Source organism: Pseudomonas sp. PS01297, from assembly GCF_029959305.1.
GTDB lineage: Bacteria > Pseudomonadota > Gammaproteobacteria > Pseudomonadales > Pseudomonadaceae > Aquipseudomonas > Aquipseudomonas helleri.
On sequence record NZ_JASCPQ010000037.1, the window covers coordinates 29046 to 48911 of the forward strand.

Annotated in this window: 23 protein-coding genes and 1 tRNA gene; 13 read left to right on the forward strand and 11 right to left on the reverse strand. The window is 55.3% G+C overall.

The features are described from left to right. The first annotated feature begins 141 nt into the window (after positions 1–141). A complete protein-coding gene (locus QMX84_RS13055; protein ID WP_262126828.1) occupies positions 142–567 on the forward strand; it encodes a tyrosine-type recombinase/integrase in 426 nt (141 codons plus the stop codon). Between the two features lie 78 nt (positions 568–645). Here QMX84_RS13055 and QMX84_RS13060 read toward each other — a convergent pair. The 9 genes from QMX84_RS13060 to thrS all read right to left on the reverse strand — a co-directional run bounded on the left by QMX84_RS13060 (position 646) and on the right by thrS (position 8099). Beyond that, a tRNA-Pro gene (locus QMX84_RS13060) sits at positions 646–722 on the reverse strand. 89 nt (positions 723–811) lie between these two features. Then, positions 812–1168 carry a MerR family transcriptional regulator gene (locus QMX84_RS13065; protein ID WP_019829202.1) on the reverse strand — a complete coding sequence of 119 codons (357 nt, stop codon included), beginning with the start codon at positions 1166–1168 and terminating at the stop codon, positions 812–814. Then, complete coding sequence (gene ihfA, locus QMX84_RS13070) at positions 1149–1451, reverse strand: integration host factor subunit alpha (RefSeq protein ID WP_002553164.1); 303 nt, start codon at positions 1449–1451, stop codon at positions 1149–1151. Before ihfA ends, QMX84_RS13065 begins: the two co-directional genes overlap by 20 nt. 3 nt (positions 1452–1454) lie before the next feature. Next, on the reverse strand, positions 1455–3833 hold the full coding sequence (gene pheT / locus QMX84_RS13075; protein ID WP_262126754.1) for a phenylalanine--tRNA ligase subunit beta: 2379 nt from the start codon (positions 3831–3833) through the stop codon (positions 1455–1457). Between the two features lie 26 nt (positions 3834–3859). Further along, the gene (pheS, locus tag QMX84_RS13080; RefSeq protein ID WP_048369332.1) at positions 3860–4876 is read right to left on the reverse strand and encodes a phenylalanine--tRNA ligase subunit alpha; all 1017 of its coding nucleotides are present in this window, start codon (positions 4874–4876) and stop codon (positions 3860–3862) included. A gap of 107 nt (positions 4877–4983) precedes the next feature. Next, entirely contained in the window at positions 4984–5340 is a 357-nt protein-coding gene (gene rplT, locus QMX84_RS13085; protein ID WP_048369333.1) for a 50S ribosomal protein L20, read from the reverse strand. Positions 5341–5370: 30 nt separating this feature from the next. Further along, a complete protein-coding gene (gene rpmI, locus QMX84_RS13090; protein WP_002553160.1) occupies positions 5371–5565 on the reverse strand; it encodes a 50S ribosomal protein L35 in 195 nt (64 codons plus the stop codon). Between the two features lie 60 nt (positions 5566–5625). Then, positions 5626–6177, reverse strand: a complete 552-nt coding sequence (infC, locus tag QMX84_RS13095; RefSeq protein ID WP_173430611.1) for a translation initiation factor IF-3 — start codon at positions 6175–6177, stop codon at positions 5626–5628. Further along, positions 6177–8099, reverse strand: coding sequence for a threonine--tRNA ligase (thrS, locus tag QMX84_RS13100; RefSeq protein ID WP_282363974.1), 1923 nt, complete (start codon positions 8097–8099; stop codon positions 6177–6179). The genes infC and thrS overlap by 1 nt, the downstream gene beginning before the upstream one ends. Positions 8100–8459: 360 nt before the next feature. Here thrS and QMX84_RS13105 point away from each other — a divergent pair, with 360 nt between their 5' ends. Both QMX84_RS13105 and QMX84_RS13110 read left to right on the forward strand, forming a co-directional pair. Then, the gene (locus tag QMX84_RS13105; protein WP_153336232.1) at positions 8460–8771 is read left to right on the forward strand and encodes a hypothetical protein; all 312 of its coding nucleotides are present in this window, start codon (positions 8460–8462) and stop codon (positions 8769–8771) included. Positions 8772–9051: 280 nt separating this feature from the next. Beyond that, complete coding sequence (locus QMX84_RS13110) at positions 9052–9264, forward strand: cold-shock protein (RefSeq protein ID WP_003179963.1); 213 nt, start codon at positions 9052–9054, stop codon at positions 9262–9264. Positions 9265–9334: 70 nt separating this feature from the next. Here the strand turns inward: QMX84_RS13110 and QMX84_RS13115 are convergent, their stop codons facing one another. Next, positions 9335–9646: an I78 family peptidase inhibitor gene (locus tag QMX84_RS13115; RefSeq protein ID WP_048369337.1), complete on the reverse strand. Its 312-nt coding sequence runs from the start codon at positions 9644–9646 to the stop codon at positions 9335–9337. Positions 9647–9958: 312 nt separating this feature from the next. On the opposite strand from QMX84_RS13115, the gene QMX84_RS13120 reads away from it, so the two are divergent. The 4 genes from QMX84_RS13120 (at position 9959) to QMX84_RS13135 (ending at position 12693) form a co-directional block, all read left to right on the forward strand. Beyond that, entirely contained in the window at positions 9959–10159 is a 201-nt protein-coding gene (locus QMX84_RS13120; protein ID WP_048369338.1) for a hypothetical protein, read from the forward strand. A 304-nt stretch (positions 10160–10463) separates the two neighbouring features. Continuing rightward, entirely contained in the window at positions 10464–11543 is a 1080-nt protein-coding gene (locus tag QMX84_RS13125) for an asparaginase (RefSeq protein WP_282363975.1), read from the forward strand. Positions 11544–11747: 204 nt separating this feature from the next. After that, positions 11748–11999 carry a DUF1654 domain-containing protein gene (locus QMX84_RS13130; RefSeq protein WP_262126751.1) on the forward strand — a complete coding sequence of 84 codons (252 nt, stop codon included), beginning with the start codon at positions 11748–11750 and terminating at the stop codon, positions 11997–11999. Positions 12000–12003: 4 nt separating this feature from the next. Continuing rightward, complete coding sequence (locus QMX84_RS13135) at positions 12004–12693, forward strand: endonuclease I family protein (RefSeq protein WP_262126750.1); 690 nt, start codon at positions 12004–12006, stop codon at positions 12691–12693. Positions 12694–12749: 56 nt separating this feature from the next. On the opposite strand, the gene QMX84_RS13140 is transcribed toward QMX84_RS13135, so the two are convergent. Further along, the gene (locus tag QMX84_RS13140) at positions 12750–13595 is read right to left on the reverse strand and encodes a GNAT family N-acetyltransferase (protein WP_282363976.1); all 846 of its coding nucleotides are present in this window, start codon (positions 13593–13595) and stop codon (positions 12750–12752) included. A 320-nt stretch (positions 13596–13915) separates the two neighbouring features. Between QMX84_RS13140 and QMX84_RS13145 the strand changes: the two genes are divergently transcribed. The 6 genes from QMX84_RS13145 (at position 13916) to lpxO (ending at position 19810) form a co-directional block, all read left to right on the forward strand. Beyond that, complete coding sequence (locus QMX84_RS13145) at positions 13916–14362, forward strand: NUDIX domain-containing protein (protein WP_262126749.1); 447 nt, start codon at positions 13916–13918, stop codon at positions 14360–14362. Positions 14363–14485: 123 nt separating this feature from the next. Further along, positions 14486–15208 carry a GntR family transcriptional regulator gene (locus QMX84_RS13150; RefSeq protein ID WP_282363977.1) on the forward strand — a complete coding sequence of 241 codons (723 nt, stop codon included), beginning with the start codon at positions 14486–14488 and terminating at the stop codon, positions 15206–15208. After that, positions 15195–16199 carry an ADP-ribosylglycohydrolase family protein gene (locus tag QMX84_RS13155; RefSeq protein ID WP_282363978.1) on the forward strand — a complete coding sequence of 335 codons (1005 nt, stop codon included), beginning with the start codon at positions 15195–15197 and terminating at the stop codon, positions 16197–16199. Before QMX84_RS13150 ends, QMX84_RS13155 begins: the two co-directional genes overlap by 14 nt. 92 nt (positions 16200–16291) lie before the next feature. Then, on the forward strand, positions 16292–17755 hold the full coding sequence (locus QMX84_RS13160; protein ID WP_282363980.1) for a cytosine permease: 1464 nt from the start codon (positions 16292–16294) through the stop codon (positions 17753–17755). After that, positions 17748–18692: a PfkB family carbohydrate kinase gene (locus QMX84_RS13165; protein ID WP_282363981.1), complete on the forward strand. Its 945-nt coding sequence runs from the start codon at positions 17748–17750 to the stop codon at positions 18690–18692. Before QMX84_RS13160 ends, QMX84_RS13165 begins: the two co-directional genes overlap by 8 nt. 218 nt (positions 18693–18910) lie before the next feature. After that, complete coding sequence (gene lpxO / locus QMX84_RS13170; protein ID WP_282363982.1) at positions 18911–19810, forward strand: lipid A hydroxylase LpxO; 900 nt, start codon at positions 18911–18913, stop codon at positions 19808–19810. Positions 19811–19866 lie beyond the last annotated feature (56 nt).

The following is a 19866-nucleotide window of genomic DNA, read 5'->3' on the forward strand; positions in this document are numbered from 1 at the left end:
TTAAAATCAGGTGTTGGGTGCAGGAAATATGCAAGACCCAATGGTATTGGGAGATTGCGGTGGTGGCGTTGGATGCCGTGCTTTTTTGATTCCACACGGACTCTCTGGGCGAACGTTTAGAACTGGGGCAAACACTTGGTGATGCCCCACACCGTAGCCAAGTGGGTCATTGAGAAGCAGCGAGGTCAGCACAAGCTGTACGTCTTCCCTTTCGGCAAGCCAGACGGCGAAGGCGACGAAACAATGGTTCACCGGAAGAATGGCTCAGCCTGGAAGAAGGCTCGCGTCAGAGCGGCGAAGAGATGGCAGGAAAAGTATTTGCGGCTGGCACATGATGGCTTTTCCAGAATCCGCATTCATGACCTGAAGCACACCTTTGGCAGAAGGCTGCGTGCAGCAGGCGTGACACTGGAAGATCGAAAGGCATTGCTTGGGCATAAAAACGGAAGCATCACGAGCCACTATTCTACCGCAGAGCTTGGGCAACTGATCGAAGCGGCAAATAAAGCATCGTCAACTGACTCGCGCGGGCCGGTACTGACAATTCTGAAGAGGAAGCAGGCGTGAAAATTGGAGAAGTCACGCAAAAGTCACGCACATGAAAAAGCCCAACTCGCGAAAGTTGGGCTAAGTCATTGAAAAATATGGTCGGGACGGAGTGATTCGAACACTCGACCCCTAGCACCCCATGCTAGTGCGCTACCGGACTGCGCTACGCCCCGACTAGGCGTTACATCTGTGTTGCGTGTTGCTAGAACGTCGAGAAATATACCTTAAGCTTTTGAAATACGAAAGTATTTTAAATGCAGGTTTATTTGCGAAGTACCAGTAAAACGTCCTCCAATTCGGAGATCGTTTGGCGGATCAGTTGTTTGTATTGCGTGGTGTCGTCTTTGGCTTCATCGCCTGACAGACGCAAGCGAGCGCCGCCGATCGTGAAACCTTGGTCGTACAGCAGCGCGCGAATTTGCCGGATCATCAGCACGTCCTGGCGCTGATAATACCGGCGGTTTCCGCGACGCTTTACGGGGTTGAGTTGAGGAAACTCTTGCTCCCAATAGCGCAGCACGTGCGGTTTTACCGCACAGAGCTCGCTAACTTCGCCAATGGCGAAGTAGCGTTTGCCTGGGATCGGCGGGAGCTCGTCGTTATGACTTGGTTCCAGCATAGGCCTCTACTCGGGCTTTCAACTTCTGCCCTGGACGAAAGGTGACCACACGGCGGGCCGTGATCGGGATTTCCTCTCCCGTTTTCGGATTGCGGCCAGGCCGCTGTCGCTTGTCACGCAAGTCAAAATTGCCAAAACCTGACAATTTGACCTGTTCATTGTCTTCAAGAGCGTGCCTGATTTCTTCGAAAAACAGCTCAACCAATTCTTTGGCTTCGCGTTTATTCAGGCCCAGCTCTTCATAAAGACGTTCCGCCATTTCAGCTTTCGTCAGAGCCCCCATACGTCACTTCCTTAACGTGGCGTTCAACCTGTTTTCGAGCGAGGTGAGGATATTTTGTGTCGTGGTGTTCACCTCATCGTCATTAAGAGTGCGCGATGGATGCTGCCAGGTCAAGCCAACTGCAAGGCTTTTTCTAAGCGGATCAATACCTTTACCCTGGTAAACGTCAAATAGCCTTAGGTCTGTGAGCCATTCGCCTGCATTTTCACGGATTACATTCAGCACGTCGCTGGCTGCAACGTCACGATCGGCCAACAACGCCAGGTCACGACGGACTTCCGGGAAACGCGACAGTTCGTGGAATTTCGGCATTTTGCCCGAAGCCACTTCTGCCAATACCAGCTCAAACAGGAACACTGGACGATCCAGGCCCAATGTTTTTGCCAGCTCAGGGTGGATTGCTCCGACGTAGCCCACTTCACGGCCATCGCGCTCAATGCGAGCGGTTTGACCAGGGTGCAGAGCAGGATGGCTACCCACCACGAAGGTGAAGTCATCAAGCGCGCCAGCAAAACCCAGCACAGCTTCAACGTCAGCTTTGACGTCAAAGAAGTCGACTACATCGCGACCTTGCGCCCAGCCTTCCGGCAGACGGGTACCGCATACAACGCCAGCCAGCATCGGCTCTTGTTTCAAGCCTTCCAGCTGCCCGACAAACCGCAGGCCACTTTCGAAAAGACGAACGCGGTCTTGCTGACGGTTGAGGTTGTGCTGCAAGGACTTAACCAGACCCGGCCACAGGGAAGCACGCATGGCCGCCATATCGTTGGAGATCGGATTGGCCAGCAACAGAGGCTCAACGCCTGGGCTGAACAATTCAAACTGCTTCGGATCGATAAAACTGTAAGTAATTGCTTCCTGATAGCCGCGCGCGACCAACAGACGACGCAATTCTGGCAGTTCGCTACGCGCTTCAGCTTTCGCTTGTGGCGCCAGGCGAGCTTGCGGGTAACGAACCGGAAGACGGTTGTAACCATAAAGACGGGCCAGCTCTTCGATCAAATCAACTTCAAGGCTGATATCGAAACGATGGCTTGGCACTTCTACGCGCCACTGCCCTGCCCCATCAGCGGAGATGGTCAGGCCCAAAGCGCTGAGCAAACGCTCAACTTCAGCAGGGTCCATTTCCAGACCTAGCATCTGGGTGATACGCGCAGCACGCAAGGTGATCGGCGCAATTGATGGCAGGTATTGTTCGTTGACGGTTTCAACGATTGGACCCGCTTCACCGCCAGTGATTTCCAGCAGCAAGCCTGTGGCCCGCTCCATCGCTTCGCGTGCCAGTTTCCAGTCCACGCCACGCTCGTAACGATGCGAAGCGTCAGTGTGCAAACCGTAAGAACGCGCCTTGCCTGCAACAGCAATTTGATCGAAAAATGCGCTTTCGAGGAACACATCGCGTGTCGTTGCCGATACACCACTGTGTTCACCGCCCATGACACCGGCAATTGCCAATGCGCGGGAGTGGTCAGCGATCACCAGCGTATCGCTACGCAGGGTGACTTCCTGGCCATCAAGCAGAACCAGCTTCTCGCCTTCTTCTGCCATGCGCACGCGAATGCCACCATTGATCTCGGCAAGATCGAATGCGTGCAATGGCTGACCCAGTTCCAACATCACGTAGTTGGTGATGTCGACAGCAGCGTCGATGCTACGCACGTCTGCACGACGCAGGCGCTCAACCATCCACAGCGGCGTAGGACGGGACAGATCAACGTTACGAATGACACGCCCCAGATAACGCGGGCACGCAGCAGGTGCAAGCACTTCAACAGGGCGAACTTCATCGTGCACGGCTGCAACAGCAGCGACCACAGGACGTTTCACCTCAGCTGCGTACAGCGCACCCACTTCGCGAGCCAGGCCCGCCAGCGACAGGCAGTCACCGCGGTTAGGGGTCAGGTCAACTTCAATACTGGCGTCTTCCAGGTCCAGATAGACACGGAAATCCTCGCCTACCGGCGCATCGGCCGGCAATTCCATCAAGCCGTCATTGCCTTCGCCAACCTGCAGCTCAGCTTGCGAGCACAGCATGCCGTTTGACTCAACGCCCCGCAGCTTGGCTTTCTTGATTTTGAAATCGCCCGGCAGTTCGGCACCGATCATGGCGAACGGGATCTTCAGGCCTGGGCGCACATTGGGTGCACCGCACACAACCTGAAACGTCTCGGCGCCATTGCTGACCTGGCACACGCGCAATTTATCAGCGTCCGGGTGCTGTTCGGTGCTGAGCACCTCACCCACGACAACGCCACTGAAAACACCGGCGGCCGGCGTAACGCTATCGACCTCAAGACCGGCCATCGACAAACGAGCAACCAGCTCGTCGCGACCTACCTGCGGGTTAACCCAACCACGCAGCCATTGTTCACTGAATTTCATCCTGCTCTCCTAAGAATTCGTTACGACTAGCGAAATTGCGCGAGGAACCGCAAGTCGTTATCGAAGAACAGACGCAAGTCGTTCACGCCGTAACGCAGCATGGCCAGACGCTCAACGCCCATGCCGAAAGCAAAGCCCGAGAACTCTTCCGGGTCGATTCCAGACATGCGCAACACGTTTGGATGCACCATGCCGCAGCCCATGACTTCAAGCCAGCCGGTCTGCTTGCAGACACGGCAGCCCTTGCCGCTGCACATCACACATTCCATATCCACTTCGGCCGAAGGCTCAGTGAACGGGAAATACGACGGACGGAAGCGCACGGCCAATTCTTTTTCGAAGAAGACCCGCAGGAACTCTTCGATGGTCCCTTTCAGGTCCGCAAAGTTGATATCGCGATCAACCAACAGGCCTTCGACCTGGTGGAACATCGGCGAGTGAGTGATATCGGAGTCGCTACGGTACACACGGCCTGGGCAGACAATGCGAATCGGCGGCTGCTGCGATTCCATGGTGCGGACCTGTACCGGCGAGGTATGGGTGCGCAACAACATGTTCGCGTTGAAATAGAAGGTGTCATGCATCGACCGGGCCGGGTGATGGCCTGGGATGTTGAGCGCCTCGAAGTTGTGATAGTCGTCTTCGACCTCAGGACCCTCGGCAATGCCGTAGCCAATGTGGGTGAAGAACTGCTCGATACGTTCCAGAGTCCGGGTTACCGGATGCAGACCGCCGGAGGTCTGGCCACGGCCAGGCAGGGTCACATCAATAGACTCGGCAGACAGTTTGGCGGCCAGTTCAGCCTCCTCAAACAGTGCCTTGCGCGTATTGAGAACCTCTGTGACACGCTCCTTGGCAACGTTGATCAGGGCCCCCACTTGTGGGCGCTCTTCTGCCGGCAAATTCCCCAGGGTCTTCATCACCTGAGTCAATTCACCTTTTTTGCCAAGGTATTGAACCCGGATTTGCTCCAGGGCATTGATATCTTCAGCGCTTTGCACAGCCTCTAGTGCTTGAGAGACCAGCGCATCCAGGTTTTCCATGTACAGACTCCAGATACAAAATAGGGGAAGAGCTTGAAGGCTCTTCCCCTATTTAAGACGTTTAGCGCTTGCGCCCACACAGTGAACGCAAGAACTGTCGGGGGTACTTAAGCCAAGGTGGCTTTAGCTTTCTCGACAATCGCAGCAAACGCCGCTTTTTCGTTCACTGCCAGATCAGACAGAACCTTACGGTCGATCTCGATGGAAGCTTTTTTCAGGCCAGCGATCAGACGGCTGTAAGACAGACCGTTGATACGAGCACCAGCGTTGATACGAGCGATCCACAGAGCGCGGAACTGACGTTTTTTCTGACGACGGTCACGGTAGGCGTATTGGCCTGCCTTGATTACCGCTTGCTTGGCAACACGGAATACGCGCGAACGTGCACCGTAGTAGCCTTTAGCAAGTTTCAGAATTTTTTTGTGACGTTTACGGGCAATGACGCCACGCTTTACACGAGCCATGAGTTACTTCCTCTAGTCTTGATCCAAAAATTAACGAAGGCGCAGCATGCGCTCGACTTTTGCCACGTCAGACGGATGCAGCAAGCTGCTACCGCGCAGTTGACGCTTACGCTTGGTCGACATTTTGGTCAGGATGTGGCTCTTGAAAGCGTGCTTGTGCTTGATACCGTTTGCAGTTTTCAGAAACCGCTTAGCAGCACCACTTTTAGTCTTCATCTTTGGCATGTTCGGATACTCCGCATTCAGTTGATAAACATAACCGCAAGGCCTGCCGTGCCCTGGTGGTTACTTCTTCTTTTTCGGGGCGATGACCATAATCAGTTGGCGTCCTTCCATCTTAGGATGCTGTTCGACGGTCCCGTATTCGGCAAGGTCAGCTTCAACCCGCTTCAACAGTTCCATACCCAGCTCCTGGTGGGCCATCTCACGGCCGCGGAATCGTAACGATACCTTGGCCCTGTCCCCATCACTCAGGAAACGTACCAGGTTGCGCAGTTTTACCTGGTAATCCCCTTCCTCCGTCCCTGGACGAAACTTGATTTCTTTTACTTGAATCTGCTTCTGGTTCTTCTTCGCCGCAGCAATCTGCTTCTTCTTCTCGAAGATCGACTTGCCGTAGTCCATCACCCGGCAAACAGGCGGGACTGCGTCCGCTGAGATTTCTACCAGGTCCAGCTTGGACTCTTCAGCGATACGAAGCGCTTCATCAATCGAGACGATGCCAATCTGCTCGCCGTCAGCGCCAATTAACCGAACCTCGCGTGCCGAGATATTCTCGTTGATCGGGGCTTTCGGTGCAGCTCGTTTATCTTGTCTCATTTCACGCTTAATAATAATTACTCCGAATCTGGGCGACCACGCCGGGAAACCGCTTGCGCGAGGAACTCAGCGAACTGGGCGACGGGCATCGAGCCCAGGTCAGCACCTTCACGAGTACGCACAGCGACAGTCTGCATCTCGACTTCCCGATCTCCGATAACCAAAAGATAGGGAACCTTGAGCAAAGTATGCTCGCGGATTTTAAAGCCGATCTTTTCATTTCTCAAGTCAGACTTGGCACGAAATCCGCTCTGATTGAGAGTTTTTTCAACTTCGGCGGCAAATTCTGCCTGTTTATCAGTGATATTCATGATCACTGCCTGAGTTGGCGCCAGCCACGCAGGGAACGCACCTTCGTAATGCTCGATCAAAATACCGACAAAGCGTTCGAACGATCCGAGGATCGCGCGGTGCAGCATAACGGGATGCTTGCGACTGTTGTCTTCGGACACATATTCAGCGCCAAGACGGATCGGCAGGTTGAAATCGAGCTGTAAGGTACCACACTGCCAGACACGACCGAGACAATCTTTTAGCGAGAACTCGATCTTCGGACCGTAGAATGCACCTTCACCCGGCTGCAGATCATACGCCAGACCCGCGCTATCAAGCGCTGAAGCCAATGCACTTTCAGCACGATCCCACAACTCGTCGGAACCTACACGCTTCTCAGGGCGAGTCGACAGCTTGAGCTCGATGTCTTTAAAGCCGAAGTCTGCGTACACATCCAGAGTCAGCTTGATAAAAGCGGCGGACTCGGCCTGCATCTGCTCTTCAGTGCAGAAAATATGCGCATCATCCTGAGTAAACGCACGAACACGCATGATGCCGTGCAAGGCACCCGACGGCTCGTTACGGTGGCAAGCACCGAACTCAGCCAGACGCAGTGGCAACTCACGGTAGCTCTTCAACCCCTGGTTGAACACTTGCACGTGGCAAGGGCAGTTCATCGGCTTGATCGCGTAGTCGCGGCTTTCCGACTCAGTGGTGAACATGTTTTCAGCGTAGTTAGCCCAGTGACCGGACTTTTCCCACAGACTGCGATCCACTACCTGAGGTGTCTTGATCTCAAGGTAGCCATTGTCGCGCTGTACTTTGCGCATGTACTGCTCAAGCACTTGATACAGCGTCCAGCCATTCGGGTGCCAGAACACCATGCCCGGCGCTTCTTCTTGAGTGTGGAACAAGCCCAGACGCTTACCGATTTTGCGGTGATCGCGTTTTTCGGCTTCTTCAATACGCAGAACGTAAGCAGCCAACTGCTTTTTGTCGGCCCAGGCCGTGCCATAAATACGCTGCAGTTGCTCGTTTTTGGCATCGCCACGCCAGTAGGCGCCCGACAGCTTGGTCAATTTGAACGATTTCAGAAAACGCGTATTCGGGACGTGAGGTCCGCGGCACATATCAACGTATTCTTCATGGAAGTACATACCCATGGACTGCTCGTTCGGCATGTCTTCGATCAGACGCAACTTGTAGTCTTCGCCGCGCTCGGCAAACAGCTCGATCACTTCAGCACGCGGCGTAACTTTCTTGATGACGTCGTAATCTTTTTCGATCAGCTGCTGCATGCGCTGCTCGATAGCCGCCATGTCATCCGGAGTGAACGGACGCTCAAAGGCGATATCGTAGTAAAAACCTTCGTCAATAACAGGACCGATCACCATTTTGGCGGTCGGGTACAACTGCTTGACTGCGTGACCGACCAAGTGAGCGCAAGAGTGACGAATGATCTCCAGCCCCTCTTCATCCTTGGGCGTAATGATTTGCAAGGTGGAGTCATGCTCGATCAGGTCGCAGGCATCAACCAGCTTGCCGTTGACTTTGCCGGCCACGGTGGCCTTGGCCAAGCCTGCACCAATGGAAGCAGCGACCTCGGCCACAGAAACCGGATGATCGAATGAACGTTGACTGCCGTCGGGAAGAGTAATAGTTGGCATGGCGCCTCCTCTCCTAGTGGTGACCCCTACCAAAGGTCACGTGGGTTGGGATGAGCCAGTACGCGATTCGGTGGTGTACCTGCCTCACAGTGGCAGGAGCCTTGCGGCCAACCGGAAACCGAACCAGAGTGACTGGAATTCAAATCAAAAGTTTATGGCGTAGTCGGGCGGCCCAAGAGCTCACCCTCACACAAATCAGCCAAGGGCGGCATGCTAACACAGATGCCTGAGCCTCGCCCCTCCCTCTTTTTTTGCGTAAAAACAGCCAGCGAATTTTGCGAAATGATGAACTTGAGCTTAATTAGTGCCTCAGATAGTGAGTGACATCATTTCAGATTCAACGATCACAAGGAGCATCACATGCGCATGACTCATCTTTTGGCTTTCGCCGCACCACTGGCACTGTTGCTGCCACTGAGCGCCCAAGCTGCCTGGCCCAAAGACTTGAAAGCACAGTACACGGCCCAATGCGTGCCCGCAGCTGCAAAAACCATCGGCGAAGAAGCTGCCAAAGCGCACTGCGCATGTGGTGCCGATAAAATTGAAAAGAACTTCACCACGGCTCAAATCAAAGAACTGATGGGCCCGGCCGGCGCCAAGAATCCTCAACTCCAGCAAGACGCGCTGAATGCAATCGCGGAGTGCAAAGCAAGCCCTCAACCCAAGAAATAGGGTTTTGTAAGGCAACAAACAAGGCTAAAACGGCCAAAATGCAGTTTTGAATTAAAAAATACGCCTCATTAGTTGCTTTTTTTTAAGGCCGTTTTCACCCTGAAAGCCCCATAAACCGGGGCCCCAAGGGTTTTTAAGCGCCAGACAAAAGCTAACAATGCTGCAAACTACAGCTCAGGGGGGGTCCCAAAGCGCACATTTCGACTATGATAGCCAAGTGTGCCCAGTTGGCCTGAGCAGCACAGTACTACTGAAAATATAAGTTTCTTGGAGATACACCATGTCTAATCGCCAAACCGGCACCGTAAAATGGTTCAACGATGAAAAAGGCTTCGGCTTCATCACTCCTCAAGGTGGCGGTGACGACCTGTTCGTACACTTCAAAGCTATCGAAAGCGACGGTTTCAAAAGCCTGAAAGAAGGCCAAACCGTTTCCTTCGTGGCTGAGAAAGGCCAAAAGGGTATGCAAGCTGCACAGGTTCGTCCGGAGTAAATCTCCCGCGAACTAAAAAACCCCGTCCATGTGACGGGGTTTTTTATGCCTGAAACTCGGCTACATGCCGTTAGCCGCAGTTAACGCGGGTAATGACAGCGTTGTCATCGGCATTCAGGTTCAAACGATCAGAACGGTACTCAAGGGTGATCATGTCGTGCGGCGACAAGATCCGCGCAGTCTGCGCGCCAGCCTTGATACGGGCTTGCTCCAGCAGGGCTGCAGAGGCTTTTTGGCCAATCGCAAAATCGGCAGCTTTGGCATCGCAACGCGTATGCCCAGTGTCAGCAACAGGCTCCTTCACAGCATCGTGCGTGCTGCTGCACCCAGACAGCACTGCGACTGCCAACAATGAACCCAATGATGCTAGCTTCCAGGACATGAAGCCTCCTTAAGATAAATAGTCAGAACCCTTGCGACAGCGTTTGCGCACATAGGTTGCATGTGGACTGATAGCATTTTCAGATCAAGCCTACAGTCGCAAGAGTTTGCCCGACTGGATTACAACCGCACACGCCTAATCGTGACGAAATATGTACAACCCATAAACCGTCATCATTCAGGCATAAACGCCGTCGCAATAGGCAAAGGCGGATAGGTCAACTGCGAGCGACATGAATAATTTCACCATTCTGATCGTCTCGAGATGACATTTTGCTAAAATCGCGTTTTTGAAACCCCTCATGAGATACCCATGACAACAGTCAGCATCGATGCAGATATCAAAGCCAAGTGGCCGCAAGGGCAATGCTCTTATAGCCCAGGCAGCCCGGAAGAGCTGGCCATCATCGGCATTGATCTTCTAGTCAAAGAGCTGGGCACAGAGGCTGCAAGAGCGTTTGTCAGCCAGGTGTTTGAAAAATACAAACCTGCTGACAGCCCAAAATCAATCTGAGCTCCCCCTCCTCGCGCCCTCCAAAAGCATCGCCAAACTTCGTTTTGGTAGATCGCCACTCTGCATTTCAAAACACTGTTAGCAGTCGAATCCCCGAACAGACAACACCTCGAATGTTCGGGATTCCGTCACTGCGCATAAAACCAAATAAAAATTTCAAAATATCTCCTTACAAAACAACAAGTTACAAAAATACAAATTGGCACTGATAGTGGCATGGAGTGTGCTGCCCTTCCATCGGCTCATGCCTTTGCAATGACGTGCGCCGCGCCAATCTGCGCGCTTACTAATAAGAGAGAGAACAATGAAAACAGCAGTCTTGAAATCAATTATTCCGGGCGCCCTGGCCCTTCTTCTGGCTATGCCGGCAGCTCAGGCTCAAGAAGCCGCCGCCAAACCTAACGTGGTCATTCTGGCAACCGGCGGCACCATTGCAGGCGCAGGCGCCAGTGCAGCCAACAGCGCAACTTACACCGCAGCCAAAGTAGGCATCGACCAACTGATTGCGGGTGTTCCTGAGTTGAGCCAATTGGCAAACGTGCGTGGCGAGCAAGTCATGCAAATTGCCTCCGAAAGCATCACCAACGACAACTTGCTGCAATTGGGGCGCCGGGTTGCCGAGCTGGCAGACAGCAAAGATGTCGACGGAATTGTGATCACCCACGGCACCGACACCCTGGAAGAAACTGCCTACTTCCTCAACCTGGTTGAAAAAACCGACAAGCCAATTATTGTCGTTGGTTCCATGCGCCCAGGCACTGCAATGTCCGCTGATGGCATGCTAAACCTGTACAACGCGGTAGCGGTAGCCGGCAGCAAAGAAGCTCGCGGCAAAGGCGTACTGGTGACCATGAACGATGAAATCCAGTCGGGTCGTGATGTCAGCAAAATGATGAACATCAAGACTGAAGCATTCAAAAGCCCTTGGGGCCCGCTGGGCATGGTGGTTGAAGGCAAATCCTACTGGTTCCGCTTGCCGGCCAAGCGTCACACCATGGACTCTGAATTCGACATCAAAAACATCAAGTCCCTGCCTAATGTCGGCATCGCCTACTCCTATGGCAACGTAGACGACACCGCTTACAAAGCACTGGCACAAAACGGCGCCAAAGCGATCATCCACGTGGGCACCGGCAATGGCTCGGTATCGTCTCGCGTCGTCCCGACCCTGCAAGAACTGCGCAAAGAAGGCGTGCAAATCATTCGTTCTTCCCACGTAAACAACGGCGGGTTCGTACTGCGCAACGCAGAACAGCCAGACGACAAATATGACTGGGTTGTCGCTCACGACCTTAACCCACAAAAAGCCCGCATCCTGGCCATGGTCGCCCTGACCAAAACCCAAGACAGCAAAGAGCTGCAGCGGATGTTCTGGGAATACTAAAAACCCGCGCCAAACGCCGCCCGGCGTTTGGCTCCGTACCACTCATTCGCCCGAATGAGTGGTCTATTTGCTTGATTCTCTTCTTGTTTTCGCACTAAACCGAAAAAACGCAGTCCCATCCCGGCAGCGCGAGCATTGCAAACAGTTGCCAAATCTCTCGCAGTAAAATACTGTATGCGCATACAGCTAACCAAGGATTGCATCATGGCTAAAAAAGGGGCGAAAGAGCCTACCCTTCCAAGTCCGTACGAAGTTTTCGGTATGCGCATACAAAAAATCATCAGCTCGCCTAAAGCCCAAAAAAACCGGATGGCGGTGCTTGAACGGCAAGAAGGTGACAACCCGGAGTTCTGGGAACGCTTGCTGGAAGAAATCTCCGAAAACGACAACGTCACCATCGCTCACCGTGATTGTGGCGGCGTGAATGTTTTCTGGACCGTATCTGAGGAAGACTGAGTCAATGAGGGTTCGTTTACTGGCATTTGCCAGCCTCTTTACTGTGTTAAGCGCACACGCCGCAGCCCCGCAAACATTCAACGAAGCAAAAAAGGTCGCCTGGAAACTCTACGCCCCGCAGTCAACCGAGTTCTATTGTGGCTGCAAATACACCGGCAACCGCGTCGACCTTAAAGGCTGCGGGTACATCCCGCGTAAAAATGCCAATCGTGCAGCGCGAATTGAATGGGAACACATTGTTCCCGCCTGGCAAATAGGCCATCAGCGCCAATGCTGGCAAAACGGCGGACGAAAAAATTGCACCCGTAACGACCCGGTCTACAAAGTGGCAGAAGCTGACTTGCACAACCTAGTGCCCAGCATTGGCGAAGTTAACGGTGATCGAAACAACTTCAGTTTTGGTTGGCTGCCCGCACAATCCGGTCAATACGGGTCTTGCCTGACGCAAGTCGATTTCAAAGCCAAAAAAGTCATGCCGCGCCCATCCATACGCGGCATGATCGCGCGCACCTACTTTTATATGAGCAAGCACTACAACTTGCGCCTTTCCAATCAGGATCGGCAGTTGTATGAGGCCTGGAACAAGACCTACCCGGTGCAAGCCTGGGAACGCCAACGCAACCAGGCGGTGGCCTGCGTGATGGGTCGCGGCAACGAATTTGTCGGCCCGGTCAACCTCAAAGCCTGCGGCTAAGGTCGTTACATGCCCTTCAGACGCTGCAGGGCATGTAAAACGAACCGTTATCCACTTTATGCTGACGCGGCACTGGGCACTTGCAGCACAGCGGGTTGCCGAGTGCCGTCAATGGTTTCGACCCAAAGGAACCCTTCGGCTTCGGTTGGCGGCTCAATCAGGCTGAAAACGCTTTTCAGCGCCTCTTCCGGCACCCTTTTGTCAGGCGCGCGACTGGCGTTGCGCGAGAGCGCTTGCTCAAGCGCGGCTTTAACGAAAATCGCAATCACCGGCGCCCCGTGTTCACGGGCGGTCGATAGCAATTTTTCTCGATGACGCCGAGCGGGTAATGCGGCGTCAAAGGCAATCGCACGATGGCCCAAGCGCCCAAGGTTTTGGGACACCCAATGGGATTTACCCGCGCCTTGCACACCCATCACCAAATACACAAACACCCCCGCAGGCGCCTGCGCCAACTGCTTCGAGAGCTGTTCATAGGCATGGGCCCATGCTTCTTTATTACGCTCGGGGGTAAATTCACGCCCAGACGCGGTTTCGAGGTAGTCATCCGGGTTAATCACCTGGCTCCCACCAGGCACCTGCACCCTGCCGTGTTTTTGCAGCTTGCGAATCGTTGGATCATCGTCACGCGGGCCCAGGTTTTCCCAGCCGTTACGCTGATAAAACAACCAGGCAGGCGTGTTGGTAGGGCTGGCCGACAAGCGCAAAGAGGTGCACCCCAAAGCGCCCAGATACTTCCAGGCGTACGCTTCGAGCAGGGCGCCGAGCCCCCGCCCGCGGTATTGCGGTGTCAGATAGAACAAATTGACGTAGCCCACCGACTCAATGTTCGGCACCAGGCCCATCTCTATTTGCCCAATGATCTGCTCGCCATCCCACACATGAACGACTGATCCAGGCAATGCGGCAGCCTTCCCCTTAACCCACGTAATGTAAGACTCAACGCCTTTGCCATCCTCGCCATAAAAACGTTCAGCAGAGCCGAAGCCGCAGACAAAAGTGTCTGCTCTGAAGCGTATGCACGTTTCAAGGTGAGTATTTAAGTCCGCAGGCCTGAATGTAAGTGCGCCAAAATCGCTGTGCTGAGTCATAAAGTCTGCCCCCGTAAACATCAAAAACCGTCACACACGCGCCGCGCCCGGTCAAGCATACTGCCCTATCGCACATCAGCCGTGCCGCAACGCCTTCTTCTTTTCAGATCAATACCACAGTGAGCAGCACAATGCGCCAACGCCCCTCCTCCCGATTACTGGTCATAAGCCCCGAAAATCGCGTACTCCTTTTCCGCTTCACCCATAAGACAGGCGCTTTGCAAGGTCAAGAATATTGGGCAACACCCGGCGGAGGCGTAGAGCCTGGAGAAACCTTTGAACAGGCCGCCATCCGCGAACTGCATGAGGAAGTCGGCATCGTCACTACCGATGTGGGTGCAGAGTGCGCACAACGGGTATTTGAGATGCAACTGCCTGACGGCGCATGGGTGATGGCCGATGAGCGCTTCTTTATCGTGCATGTGGACGTTGAGCAGGTCAGCGATGGCGGCTGGACCGCTCAAGAACGCGAGGTGATGACCCAGCACCGCTGGTGGTCTCGCGAAGACTTACAACAGACATCTGCCCTGTTCTTCCCACAAGATCTGCTGTCGATACTGGGCTTGCACTTGCCCTGAACCGCTTTGCACTCGCCGGGACTACAAGCTCCGTACGAACCCTTCAGCCAATGCTCATGCCCGTGAAAATTTCATGGAACTCCCGGGTTGCCGAACTGTCAGGCCTGAGCTATTACTCTCTGCATGATAAAACAAGCTCGATTTAACAAAAAACAACAGGTAGTCAATGAGCTCGTCCGCCAGATCGAAAGCGGGCTCATGGAAGACGGTTATGTCTTGCCCGGTGAAGAACAACTTGCTGAGGAACTGGGTGTCAGTCGCAGCACGCTACACAAGGCGTTGATGGAGCTGGAGCGGCGTAAATACATCGCTCGACGCACTGCTGGAGGCTCGGTCGTGACCTTTGACGGTATCCCCCTCGATCAAAAAAAGGGTTGGGCGCAAGCCTTGGCCAGTACTGGCGCGCGCATCCAGACCGAACAGCTCAAACTGGAAGCCGTTGAACGCCCGGACTTGAACCTTCAGTTTGGCTTGAGCCATTTCATCGTGCTGGAGCGACGCCGTCGGCGCAACGATGGGACAGCGATATCCCTGGAGCGCTCATTCATCCCCGCAATTGGCGGACTTGAAGGCCTGCCCGGGGTCGGCATGATTGATGACTCACTAACCATTACCCTCGCCGCCTATGGCTTTATTGGCGATCACGGCGACCAGTGGATAGGCGCCGAACCCCTGAACGAAGACGACGCCTATTTGCTCGGCCGCCCGGCAGGCACGGTGTTTCTCAAAACATTACGCACCACCTATGACCGCCATGGGCGATTGATGGAGCATGTCGAAAGCTGGCTGGACCCGACGCACTTTCGCATGCACCACTCCTTTGGAGCCCCCAATGAAATCGAATGATCGTGCGCTGGGTGCCTTTTACGGCCTGGCGCTGGGTGATGCTCTGGGCATGCCCACCCAGTCGTTCAGCCGCGCCCAGATCATCACGCGCTTCGGGCAGATCACCGGGCTGGTAGACGCGCCAGCAGACCAGCCGATCGCCCCCAATATGCCCAAAGGCTCAATCACCGATGACACCGAGCAAGCGATCCTGGTCGCCCAACTGCTGGTTGACGGTAATGGCCACATCGATCCAAACACTCTCGCGCAACGCCTGATCGCTTGGGAAGCCGTGATGCAGGCCAAAGGCTCTCAAGATTTACTGGGACCCTCAACCAAGCGCGCAATCGAGATGATTCTGGCAGGCCACAGCCCTGAAGAATCAGGCCGCTATGGCACCACCAATGGCGCAGCGATGCGCATTGCCCCGGTCGGCATCGCCGCTGACATCAGCCAGCCCGACCTGTTCATCAAGGCGGTGGTACAAGCCTGCCAGGTCACTCACAACACGAGCCTTGGGATCGCCAGCGCAGCTGCCGTGGCTGCGGTGATTTCCAGCGGTCTCAACGGTAAAAAACTCGAGCACGCCCTTAATGCGGGCACTGAAATGGCCTACATCGCCGAACACCACGGCCACTGGGTCGCAGGTGGACGCATAGGGCCACGGATTCGCTGGGCCCGGCACGCCAGCCATGAGTGCACCCCGGACAACCTCGGTGACTTGCTGTACGACGTCATTGGCACGTCCGTCGCTTCACAGGAATCCGTGGTGGCCGCCTTTGCCCTTGCGCAACGGGTTGCCAGCGGCAGCCTCAGCAGCTTTAACGCCCTGTGCATTGCCGCCAGCATTGGCGGCGACACCGACACTATTGCCGGGATTCTCGGCGCGATGCTGGGCGCATGCGCCGGGCTGGAACAATGGCCGCAGGCGTTGATCCAGCAAGTCAAAGAGGTCAATAACCTGCAGCTGGAACCCTTGGTTGAACACTTACTGATACTGCGCAACACCTGAAAAACCGCGAAGGACCGCCCCACCTTCAGCGCTCACAGACAGCTGCGAGCGGCTGTTTCCGAACGGCAAAACAGCACCAGGAGCAGCACCCCATGAGCAACCCCAACGTCGGGCACAGCGCCGGGCAACTGGAAACCCGTGGCATAGAGCCCGTTCCCGAAAACGAATGCAATGGCAACCCGTTGCAACTGTTTTGGGTCTGGTTTGCGGCAAACATCAGCATTCTCGGTTTGCCATTGGGCGCCACTTTGGTGGCCTTCCACCAACTGGCCTTTTGGCAGGTGATCATTGTTGCGCTGATCGGCGCGGCAGGCTCATTTGCCGTGGTCGGCGTCATTTCCATTGCCGGGCGTAGAGGCCGTGCGCCAAGTCTGACGCTGTCACGTGCGATCTTCGGTGTGCGGGGCAATATTGGCCCTACGCTGGTTTCGCTGATTTCACGCGTAGGCTGGGAAACCGTCAACACCACCACCGCCGCTTACGTCCTGCTGGCGTTGTCCGCCATTGTGTTCGGTACCCCCACCGAGGCGACCCACGCCCCGCTGCTCACCCTGCTCTTTATCGCCATTTTTACCCTGTTGACCTTGTCGGTTTCCGGCTTGGGCCATGCCACATTGCTGGTCATTCAGCAGTGGGCCACCTACCTGTTTGGCGCGCTCAACCTGCTGGTCGCGGGGTTTCTCTGCGCCACCATCAACTGGCAGGCCGTGTTCAGCGCACCATCGGCGCCGGTCAGCGCCATGATTATCGGTATCGGGATCATGGCGGCCGGCACCGGGATCGGCTGGGCCAATGCGGGCGCCGACATGTCGCGCTACCAACACCGAAGCGTCAGTGCCCGGCAATTGGTGGCGTCTGCCGCCTGTGGCGCGGGTATCCCATTGGTGCTGCTGATTACCCTGGGCGGCTTGTTGTCTGTCGGCAATCACGACCTCGCCTCGGCAACCGACCCCATTGCGGCCATACGCAACATGTTGCCGGCCTGGATGGCGGTTCCCTACCTGCTCAGCGCCTTTGGTGGCTTGCTGTTGTCCAATCACTTGTCTGTGTACTCGGCCGGGCTCACCACATTAACCCTGGGCATCAAGATTAAAAGGGTGCAGGCCGTTGTCGTCGATATCGTCGTCATATTCGCCGGTTCGACGTACTTCATGCTGTATGCCGACAGCTTCTACGCCCCATTCATTACCTTTATTTCCCTCACAGCCATTCCGATCACCGCATGGGTCGCCATCTTTGTTGTCGACCTGATTCATCGCCACTACTACAGCCCCGCCGACCTGATGGACCTCAGCCGTCACAGCCGTTACTGGTACAACGGCGGCATTGAGTGGCGGGCGCTGGGTTCCTGGGCGCTGGCACTGGTGCTGGGCTTTTGCTTCACCCAGGTCGGCAGTTCAGACACCACCTGGTTCGTCGGGCCGCTGGCCGACTCATGGCTGGGCCATAACGGTCTGGGCTGGGTTGTCACATTTGTAGTGGCGGGTGGTTTGTATGCATTGCTGGGCGGCGCCAAAGACCGCCGCCCTGCCAGCACGGGGGCTGCCAATGCCTAGATTGCTGCACACAGGCCAAGTCATCATCGATCTGGTCATGGCCCTCGACACCTTGCCCCGCCCCGGCGGTGATGCGCTGGCCAGCAGTGCCAGCTTCCATGCCGGTGGCGGCTTCAATGTCATGGCCGCTGCCCGGCGCAACGGCCTGAACACCCTCTACCTGGGCCGTCACGGTCACGGTCAGTTCGGTGACATTGCACGTCTGGCCATGCGTGACGAAGGCATCGAGTTCATCCAGCCGATTGACCCGCACAAAGACACCGGGCTGTGCGTAGCGCTGACAGAGGCCAACGCCGAACGTACGTTTATTTCCTGTATTGGCGCAGAAGGGATTTTGTCCAATGAAGACCTTGCAAGCGTCCAGGTCGCGCCCGATGATTACGTGTACGTCAGTGGCTACAGCCTGCTGCATGCGGGCAAAGCCCACTCCCTGCTCAATTGGCTGAATGGATTGCCGCGCAGCGTGCACGTCACATTCGACCCGGGGCCATTGGTGCACAACATTGACCCCGCCTTGATCAGCGCTTTATTGCCGCGTCTGCACCTGTGGACCAGCAATCGCAGCGAAGCGCTCGGCTTTACCTCCACCAACACCGTTGCCGACGCCCTGCACGGCCTGCGAGCGCGCCTGCCCGGCGCTTGCCTGATCGTGCTGCGCGACGGCCCGCAAGGCTGCTGGGTCAGCGACGCCCACGGGTCACAGTTGATTGCCGGGTTCAGGGTGCAGGCCATCGACAGCAATGGTGCTGGAGACGCTCATTGCGGGGTCATGATTGCCGCATTGAGCACTGGCCACGCTGCGCCAGAGGCGGCCAAACGTGCCAATGCCGCGGCAGCTTTGGCCGTTACCCGCCGGGGGCCGGCGACGTCACCCAAAGCCGATGAAGTTGACAGACTGATCCAGGAAGCCCGCATTCAGGCGCAAAAACACTGCTAAAACAGCTCAAAACAAACAGAAACTGACTCGCAACCCGACCAAAGACTGTACGCACACAGACACTTATCTGTCGTCAAAGGCTGGAAAATGCGCAAACTGGTGTTTAACCTTACGCTTTGGCTCCCTTCCAGCTACACCAGTACCCGGCAATTCCTACAGGATGTCGGGCCACTTGCGTGCAAGTCGGGCAGTGTATTTCTTACTGTGTGACGATACTTTTGAAACTCATCATTATTGCTGTTTATGTCTTTTCCATCGCATACGTCCACTTGCGGGGCAACGTTCGCCACAAGCTAGGGCGCCAACTGAGCGACCACTCCACGTTTCTGGCGCCGCTCAACTGCTTCTTGTATCTGTTTTCCAAGGTGCCCAGCCAGCCTTACCTCAAGCCGGAAGACTTCCCGCAGCTCCAGATCCTGCAGGACCATTGGCAAGAAATTCGCGAAGAAGCACGAAACCTGATGCAGGCCGGAGAGATCAAACGCTCCGAACAACCGAACGACGTGGGTTTCAACTCGTTCTTCAAGAGCGGCTGGAAGCGCTTCTACCTGAAATGGTACGGCGATAACCACCCTTCAGCGGTGGAACTGTGCCCACGCACGATTCAATTGCTCAATGGTATCGGCACCGTCAAGGCGGCGATGTTTGCCGAGTTGCCACCCGGCTCGAAACTGGTTCGCCATCGTGACCCTTACGCCGGTTCGTTGCGCTACCACTTGGGCCTGGACACCCCGAATGATCCGGGCTGCTACATCAATGTCGATGGTCAGAACTATGCCTGGCGGGACGGTGAAGCGGTGATGTTCGACGAAACCTTTATCCATTACGCCGAAAACACCACCGACAAGAACCGCATCATCCTGTTCTGTGACGTTGAGCGCCCAATGAAGTATCGCTGGGCGGCGGCCTTCAACCAGTGGTTCAGCCGCACCGTCATGGCGTCGGCCAGCTCACCGAACGATGACAACGATAAAACCGGCGGGCTGAACCGGGCCTTTACCCGGCTGTACAAGATCCGTCTGCGCGGCAAAGAACTGAAAAAGCGCAATCGCACGCGCTACTACCTGGAAAAATGGGCGATCTTTGGTGGATTGTTGGCAGTGTTCTTGCTGATTTAGCCCACCCTGTTGGAGCGGGGGGGTGGGGGGCGGGGTTGTGTTGTTTTAAATAAACT